18 protein-coding genes are annotated in these 20717 nt (G+C 67.5%); 7 read left to right on the forward strand and 11 right to left on the reverse strand.

Translation table 11 applies throughout. The features are described 5' to 3' along the window. Window positions 1–48: 48 nt before the first annotated feature. From KF907_RS15220 to miaA, 6 genes are all read right to left on the reverse strand, one after another. Window positions 49–234 carry a DUF2065 family protein gene (locus KF907_RS15220; RefSeq protein ID WP_291221767.1) on the reverse strand — a complete coding sequence of 62 codons (186 nt, stop codon included), beginning with the start codon at window positions 232–234 and terminating at the stop codon, window positions 49–51. Then, window positions 234–1094 carry a protease modulator HflC gene (gene hflC / locus KF907_RS15225; protein WP_291221768.1) on the reverse strand — a complete coding sequence of 287 codons (861 nt, stop codon included), beginning with the start codon at window positions 1092–1094 and terminating at the stop codon, window positions 234–236. The genes KF907_RS15220 and hflC overlap by 1 nt, the downstream gene beginning before the upstream one ends. 1 nt (window position 1095) lies before the next feature. Then, window positions 1096–2238: an FtsH protease activity modulator HflK gene (gene hflK, locus KF907_RS15230; RefSeq protein WP_291221770.1), complete on the reverse strand. Its 1143-nt coding sequence runs from the start codon at window positions 2236–2238 to the stop codon at window positions 1096–1098. A gap of 257 nt (window positions 2239–2495) precedes the next feature. Then, window positions 2496–3812, reverse strand: a complete 1317-nt coding sequence (gene hflX, locus KF907_RS15235) for a ribosome rescue GTPase HflX (protein WP_291221827.1) — start codon at window positions 3810–3812, stop codon at window positions 2496–2498. Window positions 3813–3818: 6 nt separating this feature from the next. After that, window positions 3819–4076 (reverse strand): RNA chaperone Hfq, encoded by a 258-nt coding sequence (hfq, locus tag KF907_RS15240; RefSeq protein ID WP_291221772.1) that lies wholly within the window; start codon window positions 4074–4076, stop codon window positions 3819–3821. Window positions 4077–4358: 282 nt separating this feature from the next. Further along, window positions 4359–5324 carry a tRNA (adenosine(37)-N6)-dimethylallyltransferase MiaA gene (gene miaA, locus KF907_RS15245; RefSeq protein WP_291221774.1) on the reverse strand — a complete coding sequence of 322 codons (966 nt, stop codon included), beginning with the start codon at window positions 5322–5324 and terminating at the stop codon, window positions 4359–4361. A 404-nt stretch (window positions 5325–5728) separates the two neighbouring features. Here miaA and KF907_RS15250 point away from each other — a divergent pair, with 404 nt between their 5' ends. Beyond that, window positions 5729–7759 carry a putative bifunctional diguanylate cyclase/phosphodiesterase gene (locus KF907_RS15250; protein WP_291221776.1) on the forward strand — a complete coding sequence of 677 codons (2031 nt, stop codon included), beginning with the start codon at window positions 5729–5731 and terminating at the stop codon, window positions 7757–7759. A 73-nt stretch (window positions 7760–7832) separates the two neighbouring features. Here the strand turns inward: KF907_RS15250 and KF907_RS15255 are convergent, their stop codons facing one another. After that, window positions 7833–8558: a hypothetical protein gene (locus KF907_RS15255; protein WP_291221777.1), complete on the reverse strand. Its 726-nt coding sequence runs from the start codon at window positions 8556–8558 to the stop codon at window positions 7833–7835. A 274-nt stretch (window positions 8559–8832) separates the two neighbouring features. Here KF907_RS15255 and tdh point away from each other — a divergent pair, with 274 nt between their 5' ends. From tdh to KF907_RS15275, 4 genes are all read left to right on the forward strand, one after another. Then, a complete protein-coding gene (tdh, locus tag KF907_RS15260) occupies window positions 8833–9855 on the forward strand; it encodes an L-threonine 3-dehydrogenase (RefSeq protein WP_291221829.1) in 1023 nt (340 codons plus the stop codon). A gap of 52 nt (window positions 9856–9907) precedes the next feature. Continuing rightward, window positions 9908–11254, forward strand: coding sequence for a tRNA lysidine(34) synthetase TilS (tilS, locus tag KF907_RS15265; protein WP_291221779.1), 1347 nt, complete (start codon window positions 9908–9910; stop codon window positions 11252–11254). Window positions 11255–11264: 10 nt separating this feature from the next. Then, complete coding sequence (locus tag KF907_RS15270; protein ID WP_291221781.1) at window positions 11265–11519, forward strand: exodeoxyribonuclease VII small subunit; 255 nt, start codon at window positions 11265–11267, stop codon at window positions 11517–11519. 229 nt (window positions 11520–11748) lie between these two features. After that, on the forward strand, window positions 11749–12630 hold the full coding sequence (locus KF907_RS15275; RefSeq protein WP_472843888.1) for a polyprenyl synthetase family protein: 882 nt from the start codon (window positions 11749–11751) through the stop codon (window positions 12628–12630). A 304-nt stretch (window positions 12631–12934) separates the two neighbouring features. Here KF907_RS15275 and KF907_RS15280 read toward each other — a convergent pair whose 3' ends face one another. Both KF907_RS15280 and pmbA read right to left on the reverse strand, forming a co-directional pair. Beyond that, the gene (locus KF907_RS15280) at window positions 12935–13339 is read right to left on the reverse strand and encodes a DUF4870 domain-containing protein (protein WP_291221783.1); all 405 of its coding nucleotides are present in this window, start codon (window positions 13337–13339) and stop codon (window positions 12935–12937) included. Between the two features lie 128 nt (window positions 13340–13467). Further along, complete coding sequence (pmbA, locus tag KF907_RS15285) at window positions 13468–14811, reverse strand: metalloprotease PmbA (RefSeq protein ID WP_291221833.1); 1344 nt, start codon at window positions 14809–14811, stop codon at window positions 13468–13470. A 71-nt stretch (window positions 14812–14882) separates the two neighbouring features. On the opposite strand from pmbA, the gene yjgA reads away from it, so the two are divergent. Then, window positions 14883–15419 carry a ribosome biogenesis factor YjgA gene (gene yjgA / locus KF907_RS15290; RefSeq protein ID WP_291221785.1) on the forward strand — a complete coding sequence of 179 codons (537 nt, stop codon included), beginning with the start codon at window positions 14883–14885 and terminating at the stop codon, window positions 15417–15419. Between the two features lie 17 nt (window positions 15420–15436). Here yjgA and tldD read toward each other — a convergent pair whose 3' ends face one another. Then, on the reverse strand, window positions 15437–16879 hold the full coding sequence (gene tldD / locus KF907_RS15295; RefSeq protein ID WP_291221787.1) for a metalloprotease TldD: 1443 nt from the start codon (window positions 16877–16879) through the stop codon (window positions 15437–15439). A gap of 321 nt (window positions 16880–17200) precedes the next feature. Here tldD and KF907_RS15300 point away from each other — a divergent pair, with 321 nt between their 5' ends. Continuing rightward, window positions 17201–19078, forward strand: a complete 1878-nt coding sequence (locus KF907_RS15300; protein WP_291221789.1) for a DEAD/DEAH box helicase — start codon at window positions 17201–17203, stop codon at window positions 19076–19078. A gap of 121 nt (window positions 19079–19199) precedes the next feature. Here KF907_RS15300 and dacB read toward each other — a convergent pair whose 3' ends face one another. Continuing rightward, window positions 19200–20717: a D-alanyl-D-alanine carboxypeptidase/D-alanyl-D-alanine endopeptidase gene (gene dacB / locus KF907_RS15305; protein ID WP_291221790.1), complete on the reverse strand. Its 1518-nt coding sequence runs from the start codon at window positions 20715–20717 to the stop codon at window positions 19200–19202.

Consider the following 20717-nt stretch of genomic DNA (forward strand, 5'->3'; position numbering starts at 1 on the left):
GTGGAAACGGAAGGAATGCCGGGGTGGAAGTCTAAGCGATGCGCCGACTCAGCGGATGACGCGCAGCGCGACGAGGCCGACCACGATGAAGATGCCGCCGATCAGGCGCAGACGGCGTTCGTCTATCCGCTGCAACTGCTCGGCCATGCGCTTCCATGCGCCCGGCGCGGCGAACAACAACAATCCCTCGAGCACAAGCACCAGGCACAGCGCCGCGGCGAGATCGGCCGACATCACTTGCTGTCGCGCAGGTAGCGCAGGAACTCCGCTTCGGGATTCAGCATGAGCACGCCATTGCCGCCCTGCAGCGCCTCGCGATAGGCCTCGAGGCTGCGGTAGAAGGCATAGAACTCCGCGTCCTTGCCATAGGCTCCGGCGTACACCTCGGCCGCCTTGGCATCGCCTTCACCGCGGGTCTTCTGCGCATCACGGTAGGCGTCCGCACGGATCACCTGGACACGCCGATCAGCGTCGGCCTGGATGCGTTCGGCGGCCTCGTTACCTTCGGCGCGCAGCGAGTCGGCAACTTGTTTGCGCTCGGAACGCATGCGTTCGTAAACCGAGCGCAACACCGAACTTTCCTGCGGCAGATCGACGCGGCGGATGCGCACGTCAATGATCTCCATGCCGAGATTCTGCGTGGCGACATTGGCGGTGCGCACCAGGGTCTGGGTGAGATCCGTGCGCGCGCTGGAGACGACTTCCTGCAGCGTGCGGCTGTTGATCGCCGTACGCATGCCGTCGCGCACGATCGAGGCGAGGCGCGCCTGTGCGCGCACTTCCTCGCCGCCCACGGAGGTGTAGAACTTGGCCGAATCGGCGATCTTCCACTTGACCACGAAGTCGACGGTGACGTCCTTTTTCTCCGAGGTCAGGTAGTTCTCCGGCGCCGAATCGAGTGTCTGCAGGCGACGGTCGAAACGTACTGCCTGCTGGATCAGCGGCAGCTTGAAGTGCAGACCGGGCGCATAGCCCGATTCGACGATGCGGCCGAACTGGGTCAGGATCGCGGTCTGGCTCTCGTTGACCACGAACACGCTGCTGCCACCGGCCAGGATGACCACGGCGACCAGGATTCCAAGCATCGGGCGCATGTCAGCGGCCTCCCCTTGCGGATTCGGCGCGCGTCGACGGCGCGGCTTCGGGCACGACGACCTGCGGCGGCGCCGGCGGAGTTGTCGCCCCAGGTGCCGGCAGGTAGAGCACGTTCTTGCCGTCGGTCATGTCGACGACCTTGGCGTTGCGGTTGACCACCTGCTGCATGGTTTCGAGGTACAGGCGCTTGCGCGTGACTTCGGGTGCGGCACGGTACTCGGCGACGATCAGGCCGAAGCGCTGCGCGTCACCTTCGGCCTTGGCGATGCGCTCCGCCTTGTAACCTTCGGCCTCGGCGAGGATGCGTGCCGCCTCGCCGCGAGCCTCGGGGACGACACGCTTGGCATAGGCGTCAGCGATGTTGCTCGCGCGCTGGCGGTCCTCACGAGCCGAGATGGCGTCGTCGAAGGCTTCCTTCACTTCCTGCGGTGGACGCACGTTCTGGAAGTTGAGCGTGCTGACCGTGAGGCCGGCATCGTAGCGATCGAGGGTGGACTGGATCACCTGCCGGGCCTGCGCAGCAAGATCGGCCGCCGGCGCGGCGGCAGCCTCGCCCTCGGCCGGCTCGACGCGCTGATCGGGCATGATCGCGTCGAGTTTGCCGGCACCGATGACCTCGCGCACGGCGCTCTCCGCAGCCTGTTTGAGCGTGGCGTCGGGATCGCGGGTGGAGAACAGGAACTTGACCGGATCGGCAACGAGGTACTGCACCTCGAAATTGACCTGCACGATGTTCTCGTCGCGGGTCAGCATGCGCACGCTGTCGGAGGCCGAGCGCACGCTCGTCGCATCGACCACGTGCACCGTCTCGATCGGCCGCGGCCACTTGAAATTGAGCCCTGAGGGCATGACCCGCGTGATCTGGCCGAAGCGCAGCACGACACCCGCCTCGTTGGCCTTGATCGACTGGACCGAATCAAAAGCAACCCAGGCAATGGCGATGCCGACAGCGGCAAGTGCGACACCACCGAAACCGCCCTCGCCGGAACTGCCACCGCGGCTACCACCTCCACCGCCGAACAGGCGCCCAAACATCTCCTTCAGGCGCTGGACCGCGGCATCGACGTCGTTCTTCGGGCCGCCATTGTCATTGTCGCGCCAGGGATCGCGCTGTTTGCCGCCGCCGGGTTCATTCCAAGCCATTCCAGGGTTCCTGTCGAGCTGTGCGCCGCGCGAGTCGATGCAGCGAAAGGGAGGGACACGCAGTGGCGTGCTTGCCGCCCACCGGATGCCGAGATGGGCGCTGGATCAGGCCCGTGCGATCGAGTCCGGATTGTAGGTAGGGGTCGACGGGCGGGCAAGCAAGGCCTGCTCCCCCATCGGGGACCGATCCAGCCAATAAGCAGGACAGGCCCCGGATCCCGATCGGGGCGACCCGATGCCGCGCGTCGAAAACCGGCTCAACCGCGATTGGCGATCGCGGCCGCTGCCAGCGCACCGCGCAGCCATTCCCCATCACCGCCTGGCAGTCCGTACAGCGGCTCGACCAAGGCACGCGGTGCGTCGATGTCGATGTGCCAGCCTTGTTCATCGATGTGCTCGGCAGCAACCAGGCCCTGTGCGTGCAGACGTGCACGCAGGCGCCCGGCGCTGGCCGGAACCGCGAGCGTACAGCGGATGCGCTCCACCGACAGGGCCCCGGCAATTGCCGCGCGCAGACCGTCGAGGCCTGCGGCATCCCGGGCCGACACCCATGCGCGCACCGGGCCATCGCGCTCCGGCGCGTCGACCCGCGGCATGATCCCGTCGATACGATCGATCTTGTTGAACACGAGCAGTTGCGGCAGCGTGCCGGCACCGATCTCCTCGAGCACGCCGGTGACATCGGCAACGCGACTGTCGCGCTCGGGGTCGGAGGCGTCGATGACGTGCAGCAGCAGGTCGGCCTCGCGCGCCTCGGCCAGGGTCGAGCGGAACGCGGCGACCAGATCGTGCGGCAGGTCGCGGATGAACCCGACCGTATCGGCCAGCACGATCGGTCCGCAGGCGAGGCCGTCGATGCGGCGCAGGGTCGGATCGAGGGTGGCGAACAACTGGTCCGCGGCATACACGCCGGCACCGGTCAATGCGTTGAACAGGGTCGACTTGCCGGCATTGGTATAGCCGACCAGGGCAACCACCGGCAGCGCGCTGCGCTCACGGGCGCGGCGTGCCTGGTTGCGCTGCGTCTCGACCTTGTCGAGCCGCTTCTGCAATTGCTTGACGCGCTCGCCGAGCAGGCGGCGGTCGATCTCGAGCTGGGTTTCGCCGGGACCGCGCAAGCCGATGGAACCTCCACGCTGGCGTTCGAGGTGGGTCCAGCCGCGCACGAGGCGCGTCGACATGTGCTTCAACTGGGCCAGTTCGACCTGCAGCTTGCCTTCGTGCGAACGCGCACGCTGGGCAAAAATGTCGAGGATGAGGCCGGTACGGTCGACCACGCGGCATTCGGTCAGCTTTTCGAGGTTGCGCTCCTGCACCGGCGAAAGTGCGTGGTTGACGAGGATCAGGTCGGCATCGAGGGCAACGCGGTGTTGCTTGAGCTCCTCGGCCTTGCCGCTGCCGACAAAGAAGCGCGGATTCGCACGTTCGACGCGCGCGCTCAGGGTACCGACCACGGTCGCGCCGGCCGAACGCGCGAGTTCGGCGAACTCCTCGAGCAGGGCTGGATCCTGGTGTCCGGGCTCGTACGCCTGCAGCAGCAGCGCACGCTCACCCTTGCGCGAACGGTCGAACAGTGGGGTTTACTCGCTCGCTGCGGCGTCGCCGGCCGGTGCGCCGTCGGTGCCCGCAATGCGGACGTTGCGGCTCGGCACGACGGTGGAGATCGCGTGCTTGTAGACCATCTGGCTGACGGTGTTGCGCAGGAGCACGACGAACTGGTCGAACGACTCGATCGTGCCCTGCAGCTTGATCCCATTGACCAGGTAGATCGACACCGGCACACGCTCACGGCGCAGGGCATTGAGGAAGGGATCCTGCAACGATTGTCCTTTGGACATTATTCTTCTCCGGGTGTGACATCGGTGCGGACCGGGTCAAGAGACGTGACATGCAGGCCCGGCCGCAAAGGCCGGCTCATGGACGCCCCGGTCCATGCGGGCGATCTTAGCCCATGCCCGCGGCCGAGGAAACGCGCGGCGGCGCACGATTCCGGCAGGGACGCACTGTTTTTTACGATCGCGGCTGAAAAGTGGGGAATGGGGAATGGAGAATGGGAAAGCGCGCTCCTGATCTTCCCATTCCCTATTCCCTATTCCCCATTCCCGGCTTCTGAAGTGGCTTCAGCCGTGGCGTGCCATGGCAGTCCGGCCGATGAAGTCGACCACGGCCGCCTCGACGGCGGCGGCCAAGCCGGGCGCATCGGGTTCGAAGGCACGGGCGTCGTGTTCCGAGCGCAGCCAGGTGATCTGGCGCTTGGCGAGCTGGCGTGTGGCGAAGATCGCGCGATCACGGAAGGTGGCTGCGTCGGTGACGCCGTCGAGGTGCTCGATCGCCTGCCGGTAGCCAACGGCACGCATCGCCGGCAGCTCGGGCGACAGCACGCGCGAACGAAGCAGGGCGCGCACCTCGTCGAGGAAGCCGGCGGCAAGCATGGCGTCGAAACGCTGTGCGATGCGCGCGTGCAGGAGGCCGCGCCCGGACGGCAGCAGGGCGAGCTTGAGCACGCGATACGGCAGGCGCTCGTGCGCGCCCGTCTGCTGGGCCGACAGCGCTCGGCCGCTTAGCGTAATAACTTCGAGGGCACGCTGGATGCGCTGGCCATCGCCGGGGCGGATGCGCGTGGCGGCGACCGGATCGAGTCCGCGCAGACGCGCGTGCAGATACTCCCAGCCGTGCTCGCGCGCCTGGGCATCGAACTCCGCACGCAGGCCGGGATCGGCGGCCGGCAGATCGGACAGGCCACGCTCGAGCGCACGGAAGTAAAGCCCGGTACCGCCGACCAGCAGCGGCACGCGCCCGGCGGCCGTGATTGCCGCCATCTCACGCAGCGCGTCGGCACGGAATTCGGCGGCCGAATAGGGCTCGTCAGGTTCGCGGATGTCGATCAGGCGGTGCGGATGGCGTGCGCGCGTGGCTTCGTCCGGCTTGGCCGTGCCGATGTCCATGCCGCGGTAGACCAGGGCGGAATCGACACTGACCAGTTCGAATCCGCGGCGCGCGGCCAGCGCGCAGGCCAGATCCGTCTTGCCCGATGCGGTCGGCCCCATCAGGAAGATCGCGGAAGGTCGTGAGTCGGCGCGGCGCATGAGCGGATTGTAGGGGGCATGCGCCCGGCGCAAGAGCGAGACTTCCCCACCGGTCGATGCGACTCCGGCGCGGTGGCAACAGGGCACCAAGGGATGATCTGATCAATCCCACAACGGCGTCACCGTCCTGTGCGGGCGCAGATCAAGGCGCGACGGCGAAGGCAGACTGGCCGTCGGTCGAGCCGGCGCAGCGCCGTGCTGCGCCCGCACAGGACGGCCCCGGCCTTTCGATTCCCAATGGCGGGGTGGCATCCGCAAGGCCCCACTGCTATTGCGCACGCCACTCGCGCCGTCGTTGCAGCCGGGCAACTTGATCTGCGCGCCCGTCCCGGAGCCCGTTGTTTTGACAAAGCCCCCCGGCATCGGCTCAATACGCCGTCACTTCGACGCTGCGGATCAGCCGCATGAGCGACTGGGGAGTCCTCGACATCGTCCTGTACGGCACCGGCGCCGTGATCGCGCTCGTGCAGAGTGCGGTCTTTGCCCACTACCACGGCCTGTTCCGCCACGACTACCTGCGCTTCTGGTCGCTGAGCTTCCTCGCCCTGGCGATCTATCTCGCCACCGCCGGCACCTCGATCGTGCTGCAGGCCAGGTTTCCGGCAAGTCACCCCCTGCGCCTGCTGCTGTCGAGCCTGTCGCTCGGCGCGGCATACGTGCAAATAGCCTTGCTCGTGATCGGCACGCTGACCATTTGGCGCAACCGCGCACCAGCGCGCGCCAGCATCGTGCAAGCGTTGACGCTCGCCGTCGCCCTGGGTCTATTGAGTGTCTTCGCCTTCGCCTTCGACCCGTCGGCCGCGCAGGAACGCATGCTCCTGCGCGTCGGCCTGCGCTATCTGCTGACAGGCGTCGCCGGGGTCGCCCTCGGCGTGGCGATCTTGCGGCACTGGGGCTGGAACCGCTTCGGGTCGCGCCTGACCGCAATTGCCCTGATCGTCTACGGTCTCGACCTGCTGCACGTCTTCGGCGCCTATGTCGCGCAGGCATCCGGCCAACCGCCGTGGTCGTGGCTGCGGTACACATCCGTACCCGGCGCGGTCACCCAGCTCTTCATCGGCTTCGGGCTGGTCATCTGGCTGCTCGAGGACGAGCGCGAGCGCGCCGAGCGCGCGACCGACGCAGCTGCTCACCTGCGCCATTTCGATCCGTTGACGGGCTTGCCGAACCGACACAATCTGCTCCAGCACATCGACCATCAGATCAAAGCCGGCCAGAGCACTTCGCTGCTGCTGGTGCGGGTAGACAACCTCGGCACGGTCGCCGCCGCATTCGGCATGGATGGCGTCGATCTTGCCCTGACCACCGCCGCCGAACGCATCGAGGAAGTCGCACGTACCCGCGGCCTGCTGGCCGCCCGCCCCGACTCCGACCATTTCGCCCTGCATGGCACGGGTTTCGGAATCGAAGCCGGAGCCGGTCGCATCGCCGAGGAAGTGCTCGACCTGCTCTCGCGCCCATTGTTCTGGAACGGCCGGGAAATCGCGCTCGAGGCCAGCATAGGCATCGCCAGTACCCCGACCAATTCGGCGGCCGCGGATCAACTCTATTCCTGCGCGGAAAAAGCACGCGCGCGCTCGCAACGCGAGGGCGCCATGCGCTACCGCTTCTTCAGTCTCGACATCGACACTGAGATCGAACAGCGCCTGCTCCTGCAGTCCGAGCTGCGCAATGCATTCGCGCGTGGCGAGTTCATCCTCGAGTTCCAACCGATCCTTGGCGGTTGGGACCTGGAAATCTGCGGCTTCGAGGCATTGGTGCGCTGGCAGCACCCGACCTGCGGACGCCTGCTGCCCGACGCGTTCATCAACGAATTCGAGCCGCTCGGCATGATCGAGGCACTCGATGCCTGGGTGCTCGAACACGCCTGCCGGTCTGCGCTCGCCTGGCAGAAACCCGGGCGGGACCCGATACCGGTCGCGGTCAACATTTCGGCGCACAGCTTCCAGCGCCGTGACTTCCCCGATGTCCTCGCCGCACTGCTGCAGCGCATCGGCCTCGCCCCGTCCTGCCTCGAACTCGAAATCGTCGAATCGATCGCACTCGAATTGCCCGAGCGAGCAATCGTCAGCCTCGACCGCCTGCGCGACATCGGTGTGCGCGTCGTGCTCGACGACTTCGGCACAGGCTTCTCGTCACTGAAGCACTTGCGCCAGCTGCCGTTTGACGGCATCAAGATCGATCGCAGCTTCGTCGTCGACGTACTGGTCGACCCGCGCGACGCAGCGATCGTGCGCGCGATGCTCGCCCTGGCCCACAGCCTTGGCCTCGACGTCGTCGCCGAGGGCATCGAGACGGCCGCCCAGCTCGCCTGGTTCCAGTCCGCAGGCAGCGACCGCCTGCAGGGCTTCCACTTCCACCAGTCGATGGAACAGACGGCGGCCGTGGCCTTGGTCAACCAGTCATCGGCCCCGGTTGGCGCCAGCGCTCTCTGAATGCAGCCAGCACCGACGAAAACGCCCGGCAAGCCGGGCGTTTTCGCTGGTGACGCCGAGCGGATGTGCCGGATCAGTCGACGCCGAAGCTCTGCAGGCCTACCGGAAGCGTGGTGGCATGGACGACCATGACGATGTTCATGGTCGGGAAGCCGATCGAGCTCGTTGGGGTCGGTTCGGTAACCGAGCAATCCGGAGCGCGCAGGTACGACGGCGCACCGGCCGGATTGATCGATGCCGTGGCATTCGAGCCGATGAAGAACGAGTGATTCGCAGTGCCCCCATCCGGCGAGTACACCTCGACGACGAGGTCATGCGTCGTGCCGTTGAGCGAGGCGGCAATCGGAATATTGAGCAGGACGAGGCCGCCGTCCGCCACGCCGACGGTTTGCGTGGCGATCGGCGCGCCGAGATTGGCCACGGTCAACGTCGACGCGTTCGGGATCGCGTACAGGTTGAGCGTCAGCGGCTGGGTGCCACCGGAGCCCGCCGCCGCCTGCTCGACGCCAATGTCCACGCTGGCGATGGTGACGGTGCCGGTTGCCGCGAAATGGGTATCAAGGTCGAAACGGCGGTAGTAGTAATTGTCCGTATGGATGCCGCCGTCATTGCATGACACGGAGTTCTGCAGGGTGATGTCGAACGAGCCGCTCTGCGTAAGGTCGAAGGTGCCGGTCGGCATGGGAGCCTGGCTGGTGGGCACCACCTGCGCGTTGTTGCTGTGGGACAGCGTGTTTTGCGCGATCGCCGCGTCCGCAACGAGCAGGCCGAGGGCAATAGCTAGGGCGTTCTTGTACATGGGCAAAGGAACTCCGGTTCGCATGGGAGGGGGTCGTAGTCAAGCCTTCCACCACATCGCTGCCCGCCGATGAAGCGACGGGTCACGCAGGTCTGCTGTCCGTGCACGTCCATCGATGCTGTCCGCAGGCCCGGGAAGAGACTGGCGGTGGCGCATGCAACGGCCGAAGGGCCGTCGAGTCTAGCATTCGGATCGTCCAGCGAACACCCTCACCGACCGGACCGGCGCCGTATAATCAGCGCTTTGCATCCAGGTATCTGCCATGAGCAACACGATGAAGGCGCTGGTCAAGCGTGAGGCCGCCAAGGGGATCTGGATGGAACGGGTGCCGCTGCCGACGATCGGCCCGAACGACGTACTCATCAAGCTCGAGAAGACCGCGATCTGCGGCACCGACCTGCATATCTACCTGTGGGATGCCTGGTCGCAGCGCACGATCAAGCCAGGCCTCGTCATCGGTCACGAATTCGTCGGACGCGTCGTCGACAAGGGCGCCGGCGTCACCGGCTACGAGATCGGCCAGCGCGTCTCGGCCGAAGGCCACCTCGTCTGTGGTGTGTGCCGCAACTGCCGTGCCGGCAAACAACACCTGTGTCCGCACACGATCGGCATCGGCGTGAACCGCAACGGCGCCTTCGCCGAGTACATCGCGATGCCGGCGTCGAACCTTTGGCCAATCCCGGACCAGATCCCGTCCGAACTGGCCGCGTTCTTCGATCCCTACGGCAATGCCGCCCACGTCGCCCTGGAGTTCGATCTGATCGGCGAGGATGTGCTCATCACCGGCGCTGGCCCGATCGGCATCATCGCAGCCGGCATCGCCAAGCATGTCGGCGCACGCAACGTCGTCGTCACCGACGTCAACGACTACCGCCTCAAGCTCGCTGCCGACATGGGCGCGACGCGCGTGGTCAATGTCTCCAAGCAATCGCTGCGCGACGTCGTCAGGGACTTGCACATCGAAGGTTTCGACGTCGGCATGGAAATGAGCGGCAACCCGCACGCCTTCAACGACATGCTCGAGTGCATGTACCACGGCGGTCGCATGGCCCTGCTCGGCATCCTGCCCAAAGGAGCCGGCATCGACTGGGACAAGGTCATCTTCAAGGGCCTGGTCATGCACGGCATCTACGGCCGGCGCATGTACGAGACCTGGTACAAGATGACCCAGATGCTGCTGACCGGTTTCCCGCTGCAGAAAGTGCTGACCCACCAGATCCACATCGACGATTTCCAGAAGGGCTTTGACCTGATGGAAGCCGGCCAGTGCGGCAAGGTCGTCTGTTCATGGGCCTGAGCTGCGCCGTGCGTGCGGCACGACTGACGGCGATCAGAGAACGGGTTTGCCCGTGAATCGTCGTCTGCGCGACGTTCTCGAACCTGCGCTCGCCGCCCTGCCCGACGGCCCGCTGGCGGTCGCCTTCAGCGGCGGCCTCGATTCCAGCGTCCTGCTGCACGGACTCGCTGCGCTGCCCGCCGCGCGCGCGCGCGGCCTGCGTGCGATCCACGTCGACCACGGTTTGTACGTCGACAGCGACGAGTGGACTCAGCGCTGTGCGCGCATTGCCGCTGATCTCTCGATCGACTTCGCCAGCGTGCGGGTCGACGTGCCGCGTGGCAGCGGCCTCGGCCTCGAAGCAGCGGCGCGGCGCATGCGTCACACGGCTTTGCAGGATGAGTTGCGCGCGGAAGAAATCGTTGCCTTCGCCCATCACCGCGACGACCAGGCCGAAACGGTCCTGCTCAAGCTGTTGCGCGGCGCCGGCCCCGAGGGCCTTGCGGCGATGCGCCCACTGCGCCGTTTCGGCCAAGGGCTGGCCTGGCGCCCGCTGCTTTCGCTGTCACGCGCAGCCCTGCATTCCTACGCGGAACACCACCAGCTCAACTGGGTGCACGACCCGAGCAACGCCGACCCGGTGTTCGACCGCAACTACCTGCGGCTCGACGTGATGCCGCGCCTGCGCCGGCGCTGGCCAGAGGCTGATGCCAGCATCGCACAGAGCGCAACCTGGGTGCGTGCAGCTGCCGACTTCATCGAAGCCGAAGCCGCGCGCGCACTCGCACAGATCCAGGGCCTCGATCCGCATACGCTGCGCTACCGCGAGTGGCTCGCCCTGCCCGACGCCTTGCGCGATCCCGTGTTGCGCCGCTGGTTGCGCGAACTCGGTCTGCCCGAACCGACCCAGCATCAGGTCGGCGAACTGATGCGCCAGCTTGGCGAGGCCGGCGAGGACAAGTTGCCCTGCGTGCGCTGGCCTGGCAGCGAGCTGCGCCGCTACCGCGATCTCGTCCATGCACGACGGCCGATCGAAATGGTGCCGGCAACCTGGGACAAGTCCTGGGACGGGCGTCCACTCGAGCTGCCGGCCGCACTGGGCCAGCTGCAACTCGTCGATGCCGCAGGGGCTGCACTCGCGACTCCCTTGCATGAAACCCTGCGCGTGCGTTTCCGTCGAGGCGGCGAAAGCCTGCGCCTGAACGTCGGCTCCCATCACCGCGACCTGCGCGACCTGTTTCAGGAAGCCGGCATTCCACCGTGGGAGCGTGGGCGCCTGCCACTCATCCTCGACTCCCACGGCACACTGCTCGCCGTGGCCGACTTCTGGCTCGGCAGCGAGGGGCGCGCCCTGTTCGAGGCACTTGAACTCGGCGTGCGCTGGTGCCCGCACGTTGACCGGGCCGAACCGGGCAGCTAGCCTTCGCGCCATGTCACCGTCCCTGCCGTCGGAATCGAACCAGATCGCCGCCTTCGAGCAGTCGCTCGACGAACTCGAGCAACTCGTCGCGCGCATGGAACAGGGCGACATGGGGCTCGACGATTCCCTGAAGTCGTTCGAACGCGGCATCGCCCTCTTCCGCAGCTGCCAGGGCGCTCTCGAGCAGGCTGAACTGCGTGTGCAGCAGTTGCTTGATCCAGCAAGACCGGATTCGGCAGAGCCGTTCAGTCCCGATGTGCCGTAGGCCTTGGCTTTTGCAATCACCCTCGATTGCTGCCCCGGGGAGCGCGATGTGTCGGTACGCGCTCGATCACCCGCAAGGCCAGAAGCGGCCTTCCTTGGTCGCACTCTTGAAGTGAAGCATCGTTCTTCCGGCATTGTTGCCGGTTTGATGAATTGGGCGGCGGGGCGATGTGGCCGGTACCCTCGTGCGTTTCAACAAGCCGTCGTCTCCGGGATTGTCCGTGAGTGAACTGAGTCCGGAACTGATCGCGCTGTCAGCACGGGCCGATGCGGTGCTGGAACGGGTTCTGCCCGATGTGGCGCAACCGCCGCATGACCTGCACGCGGCAATGCGCTATGCAGTGCTCGGCGGCGGCAAGCGCATGCGGCCACTGCTCGCCTACGCAAGTGGCGCGGTGTTCGGCGCGACACCCGATGCCATCGATGCCTCGGCCGCAGCGGTCGAGATCATTCATGCCTATTCGCTGGTGCATGATGACCTGCCGGCGATGGATGACGATGCATTGCGTCGTGGCCGGCCGACTTGCCACATCGTACACGGCGAGGCGATGGCGATCCTCGCCGGCGACGCGCTGCAGGCGCTGGCCTTCGAGGTCCTCGCCGAAGGCACAGCGGCCATCGACGCAGCTACGCGCGTGGAGATGCTGCGCGTGCTTGCCGCAGCCTGCGGTTCGCACGGCATGGCCGGAGGCCAGGCCTTCGACCTCTCGGCAGTTGGCGTGAAGCTGGACGCGGCCGAACTCGAGCGCATGCATGTGCACAAGACCGGCGCCCTGATCCGTGCATCGGTACGCCTCGGCGCCCTCGCCGCAGGCGCCCGCGATGCCGACGTGCTCGCCGCACTCGAACGCCACGCGCACTGTGTCGGCCTCGCCTTCCAGATCCGGGACGACATTCTCGACATCGAGGGCGAAGCGACCCGCATCGGCAAGACTCCGGGCAAGGACGTCGCCAACGACAAGCCGACCTACCCGGCCATTCTCGGCCTCGACGCTTCGCACGCGACGCTTGCTGCGCTTACCGCCGAAGCCCTTGCCTGCCTCGATCGCTTTGGTGAATCGGCCAGACACCTGCGTGATCTCGCACGCTTCATTGCCTCGCGCGAGAACTGAGTCAACGCAGGGATGTTCTGATCGATCCCACAACGGCGTCACCGTCCTGTGCGGGCGCATATCAAGGCGCGACGGTGAAGCCAGACTGGCCGTCTGTCGAGCCGGCGCAACGCCGAGCTGCGCCCGCACAGGACGGCCCCAACCTTTTGATTCCCAATGACGGGGAGCGTTCGAACCTCAAGCCTGGCCCGACTCCGCAGGAGCGGAGCTACCTGCAGGATCATCGTTGCATTCACGATCGACCGCGCACTGAAGCGCCCGCTGGCGACCGCCGCCACCAGCGACGGCCGCCAGCGCATGCTGGTCACTGCACCAGGCGCAACGTCAGCGGATAGCGGTAGCGCACGCCGTTGTTGGCATTGATCGCGGCGATGATCGTCAGCACCAGCCAGCCGATGAAGACGATGATGCCGATCGGCAGGGTCAGGAAGATGCCGATGCCGAAGGTGAACACGGTCAGCACGACCAAGGCCAGCGCAACGATCAGCACGGTGATGTTGAAGTTCAGCGCCTCCTTGGCCTGATCGGCGGCGAACGGCAGGGTGTCGCGCTTGACCAGCCAGATGATGAGCGGGCCGAGCACGCCGCCGATGCCGACGATGAAGGCCGACAACGCCGACAGATGGCCGAGCAGCGCCCAAGTGCGCTCCTCGCCAACCGGCGCCACTTCGGGAACCTGTGTGGCCTGCGGAACGGATTCTTCGGTCATCGCGGGTCTCCTCGGTGCGACAGGAATGTCGCCAGGCCGACAATGCGGCCAACACCGGATCCGTTCAAGCGCAGGAAGTCACGCCCGCCGACGGCTGGCCCACCCCTCACGGCGCCCGTCCGACGCATTCAACTCCCGGCGACGGTCATGCGCCCGACCAGGATCGAGCCGGTCAAGAGGTGTGAGCGGCGGTCGACGTCGTTGCCGACCGCCTCGATGGCCTCGAACATGTCGCGCAGGTTCGAGGCGATCGTGATCTCCTCGACCGGATGGGCGATGCGGCCGTTCTCGACCCAGAAGCCCGATGCGCCGCGCGAGTAGTCACCGGTGATCAGCGACACGCCCTGCCCCATCAGCTCGGTGACGACGAGGCCGCTGCCCATGCGTTCGACCAGTGCGTCGAAACCATGCTCGCCCGGCATGACGAGGATGTTGTGCACGCCGCCGGCATTGCCGGTGCTGGTCATGCCGAGCTTGCGCGCCGAATAGCTGCCGAGGATGTAGCGCTCGAGGATTCCATCCCGGACCAGGTCGGAGTCGCGCGTGGCCACGCCTTCGGCATCGAAGACGGACGAGCCATGGCCACGGCGCAGGTGCGGACGTTCGGCGATCTGCACGAAATCCGGGAACACGCGCCGGCCGAGGTGATCGAGCAGGAAGCTGGCGCGGCGGTACAGCGCACCGCCGCTGACGGCGGAGAGGAAATGACCGATCAGGCTGCGTGCGGCTGTCGGTGCGAACAACACCGGGCACTGGCGCGTACCGATCGGGCGCGCGCCGAGGCGGGCAAGCGTGCGCTCGGCGGCCTTGCGGCCGATCGAGGCGATGGCGGGGAAGTCCCCGGCCGCGCGCACGGATTCGTACCAGTAGTCGCGCTGCATGCCGGCTTCGTCTTCCGCCAGCAGGGCCAGCGAGATCGTGTGGCGCGTGTCGCGCTCGCGCGAGATGAAACCATGGGAGGTCATGCCAACCGAGACCGACGAAGCGACCTGCACGTTGGCACCTTCAGAATTGTCGATGCGTGCATCGAAGGCCCGCCCGGCCTCCTCGCATTCCAGTGCAAGTTCGATGGCCTGGGTGGCGTCGATGTCCCATGGATGCCAGAGGTCGAGATCGGGAAATTCGCGCGCGAGCAGGGCCGGATCAGCGAGGCCGTTGCACGGATCCTCCTCGGTGTGGCGCGCGATGGCGCAGGCGTGGTCGATGGTCTTGGCGATCGAGTCGGCGCTGAGGTCGGCCGTGCTCGCCGAGCCCTTGCGCTTGCCGAAGTACACGGTGAGGGTCAGGCCGCGATCGCGCGTGCGCACGATCGACTCGACCTCGCCGAGGCGTACGCCGACGTCGAGGCCCTCGTCGACGCTGATGCCGAGATCGACTTCGCTTGCGCCCTTTGCGCGGCAGCGCTTCAGCACGTCCTCGCCGAGCGTCGCCAGGCGGTCGAGTTCGACCAGGCTGGGTTCGCGGTTGGCCATCACATCCGTCACGCCGTATCCTCCGCCACCGTTCTGTTTCCAGCAGGCGCCGCCACGCGCGGCCACCGCCGATGTCCTTCGATCCGACCGACGACGATACCTTCGACGGCCCCAGTCGCAGCCAGTTGCGCCGCGAGGCGCTGGCCGTGTTCGCCCTCGCCGAGGCGCTGGTCGCCTTGCCCGACGCCGAACTCGTGCGCATGCCGCTCGATGCCGACCTCGTCGACGAGGTGCGCCGCGCGCGCGCGGTGAGCCAGCAGATCGCGCGCAAGCGCCAAGTCCAGTTCCTCGCCAAGCAGATGCGCCGGCTCGACGAGGACGCGCTTGCGCCGCTGCGCGCCGCGCTGGCCCACGACCGCGCGCAGATGCGCCGCGCTGCCGCCGACCTGCACCACGTCGAACGCTGGCGCGATCGTCTGCTCGCCGACGGCGACGACGCCATCGGCGAATGGCTGACCCTGCACCCGAGCGCTGACCGCCAGCAACTGCGCGCGCTGGTGCGCCAGGCCAAGTTCGAAGCCGACCGCGCCAAACCGCCGCGCGCCGCGCGCGAACTGTTCCGCCTGCTGCGCGAGACGCACGCGGCGACAACGAACGACGGCGACTGAACCCACGCCCGTCGCCCTCACGCCGCCGTTCCACCGACCGTCATCGCGTCGATGCGCAGGGTCGGCTGGCCGACGCCGACCGGCACGCTCTGGCCGTCCTTGCCACAGACACCAATGCCTTCGTCGAGGGCGAGGTCGTTGCCGATCATCGACACGCGTTGCAGCACCTCGGGACCGGCGCCGATCAGGGTCGCGCCCTTGACCGGGCGCGTGACCTTGCCGTCCTCGATCAGGTAGGCCTCGCTGGCCGAGAACACGAACTTGCCGTTGGTGATGTCGACCTGGCCGCCGCCGAAGTTGACCGCGTACAGGCCGCGCTTGACCGAGCGCAGGATTTCTTCCGGGTCGCGCTCGCCAGCCAGCATGTAGGTGTTGGTCATGCGCGGCATCGGCAGGTGGGCGAACGATTCGCGGCGGCCGTTGCCGGTCGGGCGCATGCCCATCAGGCGCGCGTTGAACTTGTCCTGGATCAGGCCCTTCATGATGCCGTCCTCGACCAGCACCGTGCAGTTCGTCGGCGTGCCCTCGTCGTCGACGCTGAGCGAGCCGCGGCGACCGGCCAGCGTGCCGTCATCGACGATGGTCACGCCCGGCGCGGCCACGCGCTCGCCCATGCGTCCGCTGAAGGCCGAAGTTTCCTTGCGATGGAAGTCGCCCTCGAAACCGTGTCCGATCGCCTCGTGCAGCAGCACGCCGGGCCAGCCGGGGCCGAGTACCACGGTCATCATGCCGGCCGGCGCTTCGACCGCTTCGAGGTTGACCAGTGCCGAGCGCACGGCCTCGCGCGCGAGCTGGTGCGCGCGGCCATTGGCCAGCAGTTCCGCGTAGCCGTAACGCCCACCGCCGCCGGCGCTGCCGCTCTCGCGGCGACCGCCCTGCTCGGCGATGACCTGCACGTTGAGGCGCACCAGCGGGCGCACGTCGGCAGCCAGCGTTCCGTCGGAGCCAGCCATCAAGACTGTATCGAGCGCTGCCGACAGGCTGACGATGACCTGCTTCACGCGCGGATCCTGCGCGCGCACGTAAGCATCGACCTCGCGCAGCACGGCCACCTTGGCCTCGCTCGACAGCGAATCGATCGGGTCGAGCGCCGGATACAGCGGATTCACCGACGCAATCGCCAGCGGCCTGCCGACACCCTCGCTGCCGGCGCGCGCGATCGCCCGCGCGGAGCCGGCCGCGTCGAGCAGGGCCGGCATGACGATCTCGTCGGAATAGGCGAAGCCGGTCTTCTCGCCGGACAGCGCGCGCACGCCGACACCCTGCTCGATCGCATGGCTGCCTTCCTTGACGATGCCGTCCTCGAGGACCCAGGACTCGCTGCGCGAATGCTGGAAATAGAGGTCCGCGGCATCGACCGCCGGTCCCATCAGGCGCGCGAACACACGCTCGAAGTCGCGCGCGGACAATCCGCCGGGATGCAGCAGGCGCTGCTCGGCCTGGGCGATGAGATCGGTCATGGAACGGAGAATCCGCTGCGGGAACAAGGCCGAACAGTGGGGGCGAAGCGGCGGGGAAGCAAGCCTTTGGGGCCGGGGAACGGCATGGAGCCAGGAATGGGGAATGGGGAACGGTTGAAGCGAAAACGCGGAAGCGTGCTTCGATGCCCTGCTTTGACCATTCCCCATTCCCTATTCTCCGCTCCCAGGTTTTGTGGGAGCGGCTTCAGCCGCGATCAACGTGGCTCATTCCCCGCAGGCCCTCACCACGCCCTACAATGCACGCTTCTTCCCCAACCGCCCCGCCGCGCGTCCCGCGCCGCGGCGATCTCGAGCCTGCCGATGTCCACTGTCCCGTCGCACGACGCGCGTCCCGTTTCCTCGTTCCACGAGCTCGCGCTGGCCGAGCCGCTGCAACGCGTGCTGGCCGAGGTCGGCTACGAGGCGCCCTCGCCGATCCAGGCCGAGACGATCCCGCACCTGCTCGCCGGGCGCGACGTGCTCGGCCAGGCGCAGACCGGCACCGGCAAGACGGCGGCGTTCGCCCTGCCGATACTCAACGCGCTTGATCTCTCGCGGACCAAGCCGCAGGCGTTGGTGCTGGCGCCGACGCGCGAGCTCGCCATCCAGGTCGCCGAGGCCTTCCAGCGCTATGCGGCCCACCTGCCCGGTTTCCACGTGTTGCCGATCTACGGCGGCCAGGCCTATGGCCCGCAGCTCGCCGGCCTGCGCCGCGGTGCACACGTCGTCGTCGGCACACCCGGCCGCATCATCGACCACCTCGAACGCGGTTCGCTCGATCTCTCTCAGCTGACCACCCTGGTCCTCGACGAGGCCGACGAGATGCTGCGCATGGGCTTCATCGACGACGTCGAAGCCGTGCTCGAGAAAACCCCGCCGACACGCCGCATCGCGCTGTTCTCGGCAACCATGCCGCCTCCGATCCGGCGCATTGCGCAGAAGCACCTGCGTGAGCCGGTCGAAGTGACGATCAAGGCGAAGACGACGACCGCTGCGAACATCCGCCAGCGCTACTGGCTGGTCAGCGGCGTGCACAAGCTCGATGCGCTGACGCGCATCCTCGAGGCCGAACCGTTCGACGCAATGATCGTGTTCGCACGCACCAAGCAGGCCACCGAAGAACTCGCCGAACGCCTGCAGGCGCGCGGCCTCGCCGCCGCCGCGATCAACGGCGACATCGCCCAGCCGCAGCGCGAGCGCACGATCCAGCAGCTCAAGGACGGCAAGCTGGACATCCTCGTCGCCACCGACGTGGCCGCGCGCGGGCTCGACGTCGAGCGCATCAGCCACGTGTTCAACTACGACATTCCCTACGACACCGAGTCGTACGTGCACCGTATTGGCCGTACCGGGCGTGCCGGACGCGAGGGCGATGCAATCCTGTTCGTCACCCCGCGCGAGCGCGGCATGCTGCGCGCGATCGAGCGCGCCACGCGCCAGCCGATCGAGCCAATGGAGCTGCCCTCGGTCGAGACCGTCAACGACCGCCGCGTGGCGCGCTTCAAGGATCGCGTCGTCGCCGCGCTCGGCGCCGGCGACCTCGGCATCTACCGCTCGATCATCGAACAGGTCGAACGCGAGCACGACGTGCCGGCGATCGAGATCGCTGCTGCCCTCGCCCGCCTCGCCCAGGGCGACAAGCCGCTGTTGCTCGATCCGCCGGTACGCGCCGAACGCCGCGAGGCCGCACCGCCGGCACGCCCGCCGCGCGAAACCCGCGATACCCGGGAAACACGCGAACCACGTGCGCGCAGGGAACGCAGCTTCGACGACGCTGGCCCGCGCACCCCGTTCGATGCCGACGCCCCGCGCAAGCCGCGTGTTCCGCGCAACGAGCATGCGCAGGCCGCGCACCGCGATCCCGAGCCGGGCATGGAAACCTTCCGCGTCGAAGTCGGCCATGCCCACGGCGTCAAGCCCGGCAACATCGTCGGCGCGATCGCCAACGAAGCCGAACTCGACAGCAAGCACATCGGCCGCATCTCGATCCGCGAGGAGCACAGCCTGATCGACCTGCCCGAAGGCATGCCGCCCGAGATCCTCGCCCATCTCAAGAAGGTCTGGGTCGCCGGCCAACGCCTACGCATCAGCCGCCTCGCCGCGCACGGCAAGGGCGACGACAACTCCCCCACCCCGCGCCACCACGATCCCGCCGCGAAAGGCCCGCGTCCACCACGCAGACCGCACCGAAAGGGCTGATGCCCACGACGCCGCGTGTCGCGGGCGGGAATCGGCAATTGCGACGGAAGCCGCCGCGCAACAGCCAATCGTTCATTCTCGAGGCAACTTCAGTCACGATGCTTCCGGGGCCAGGCGACCCCTAACCGCCCACCAGCATCACCACAATCGCATCGATCTCTGCCGACGGCCGCGGCGGAGCCGGCCTCACGCCCACAGGTGGCTCGTAGTTGTTCAGCACGATGGCGAAGGCAAGCCGCTCGCCGGCCTTGCTCATCGCGTAGCCGGCGAGCGACCAGGTGTAGGCCATGCTGCCGGTCTTGGCGTAGACGCGGCCCTTGGCCTCGGTGTTGCGCATGCGCCCGATCAGCGAGCCGTCGACACCGGCTTCGGGCAGGGCGACGCGGAAGGCCTGCGACTCGGGCGCCGTGCCCTCGTGTACGAGCAGCGTGGTCAGCGCGCGCGGGGTGACGAGGTTGCGCCGCGACAAGCCGGCACCGTCCTCGATCCGCGCGCTCTCGCGCGGGATGCCGATCGATGCAAGCCAGTTGCGCATCGTGTGCAGTGCCCGCACCTCGCTGGAACGAAAGCGTGTGGATGCCGTGCCCGCGGCGCGCTCGTCGGCGGCGTCCTGCGCACCAACCAGCAACAGCAGGTTCTGCATGTAGAGGTTCTGCGAAACCTTGAGGCCACGCTCGACGATCGCCGACACGGGCGGGGACCACACGTCGGCGACGCGATGCCATTTCGTCGTGTCGGCCACGTTGTCGCGCTGCGGCCAGTAGACACTGCGCACGCGACCGTGGAAGCGCACGTCCTGGCGCAATAGCGCGGCACGCAGTTGTTCGCCGGCAGCGAGGGCTGGATCGGGCATGGCGAGTCGGAAGGTCTGCGTGCCCGAATCGCGCGCGACCGGCCCGAAGGCGCGCAGCACGACATCGCCCGGCGCGCGGAACAGGCTGATATCGGTGACTTCGCCAGCGGCGACGGTGTGCAACTGGTTGTCGAGGTCCGGTGCGGCGAACGGCGCGTCGTAGCGCACGCGCGCACGTCCGCCGACCTTCGCCGCCGGGCTGATTTCGAGGCGCACGAGGTTGTCATCGACGCTCAGCGCCGAGGCCGGCGCACCGAACCAGGTGGTGAGGTCGGCCGCTTCCCAACCACGCCCGTACAGTGGCGCGGAAAACCATGTGGCGTCGGCGACGAGGTCACCGCCGACTTCACGCACGCCACCCTTGCGCAACTCGATGGCCAGCGAGTCGGCCCAGGACACGCGCTTGTCGAAGCCGAGCGTCGGATCGCCGTAGCCGACGAGGACGAGGTCGCCTGGCATGCTGCCGTCGCGACGCGTCGGCGCGGTGGCGAACAGGCTGGTCGGCACGCGATGGGCGGCGCCGAAGCGGGCCAGGGCGAGCGAGGCGGTGAACAGCTTGGCGGTCGAGGCCGGCGTGAACAGCTTGTCGGCGTCGCGCGCGTACAGCGTCTTGCCGCTGTCGAGCGAGACGACGTGGATGCCCCAACTCGCCGCGGCGAAGCGTGGCTGGGTGACGTGCGCTTCGATGCGCTCTGCCAGCGACGGCGCTGCCGCCGGCAGCGCCGGATCGGCACTCGCCTGCGTGCCCGCAAGCAGGCACAGGATCACGACAGGCAGTCGATGCAT

The organism is Dokdonella sp. (genome assembly GCF_019634775.1).
Classification (GTDB): Bacteria; Pseudomonadota; Gammaproteobacteria; order Xanthomonadales; family Rhodanobacteraceae; genus Dokdonella.

What these genes read in the sequence shown, in the direction of transcription:
- KF907_RS15220 (WP_291221767.1), bottom strand. Translation starts at nt 234, where the DNA reads ATGTCGGCCGATCTCGCCGCGGCGCTGTGCCTGGTGCTTGTGCTCGAG.
- hflC (WP_291221768.1), bottom strand. Translation starts at nt 1,094, where the DNA reads ATGCGCCCGATGCTTGGAATCCTGGTCGCCGTGGTCATCCTGGCCGGT.
- hflK (WP_291221770.1), bottom strand. Translation starts at nt 2,238, where the DNA reads ATGGCTTGGAATGAACCCGGCGGCGGCAAACAGCGCGATCCCTGGCGC.
- hfq (WP_291221772.1), bottom strand. Translation starts at nt 4,076, where the DNA reads ATGTCCAAAGGACAATCGTTGCAGGATCCCTTCCTCAATGCCCTGCGC.
- miaA (WP_291221774.1), bottom strand. Translation starts at nt 5,324, where the DNA reads ATGCGCCGCGCCGACTCACGACCTTCCGCGATCTTCCTGATGGGGCCG.
- KF907_RS15250 (WP_291221776.1), top strand. Translation starts at nt 5,729, where the DNA reads ATGAGCGACTGGGGAGTCCTCGACATCGTCCTGTACGGCACCGGCGCC.
- KF907_RS15255 (WP_291221777.1), bottom strand. Translation starts at nt 8,558, where the DNA reads ATGTACAAGAACGCCCTAGCTATTGCCCTCGGCCTGCTCGTTGCGGAC.
- tdh (WP_291221829.1), top strand. Translation starts at nt 8,833, where the DNA reads ATGAAGGCGCTGGTCAAGCGTGAGGCCGCCAAGGGGATCTGGATGGAA.
- KF907_RS15270 (WP_291221781.1), top strand. Translation starts at nt 11,265, where the DNA reads ATGTCACCGTCCCTGCCGTCGGAATCGAACCAGATCGCCGCCTTCGAG.
- KF907_RS15280 (WP_291221783.1), bottom strand. Translation starts at nt 13,339, where the DNA reads ATGACCGAAGAATCCGTTCCGCAGGCCACACAGGTTCCCGAAGTGGCG.
- pmbA (WP_291221833.1), bottom strand. Translation starts at nt 14,811, where the DNA reads ATGGCCAACCGCGAACCCAGCCTGGTCGAACTCGACCGCCTGGCGACG.
- yjgA (WP_291221785.1), top strand. Translation starts at nt 14,883, where the DNA reads ATGTCCTTCGATCCGACCGACGACGATACCTTCGACGGCCCCAGTCGC.
- tldD (WP_291221787.1), bottom strand. Translation starts at nt 16,879, where the DNA reads ATGACCGATCTCATCGCCCAGGCCGAGCAGCGCCTGCTGCATCCCGGC.
- KF907_RS15300 (WP_291221789.1), top strand. Translation starts at nt 17,201, where the DNA reads ATGTCCACTGTCCCGTCGCACGACGCGCGTCCCGTTTCCTCGTTCCAC.
- dacB (WP_291221790.1), bottom strand. Translation starts at nt 20,717, where the DNA reads ATGCATCGACTGCCTGTCGTGATCCTGTGCCTGCTTGCGGGCACGCAG.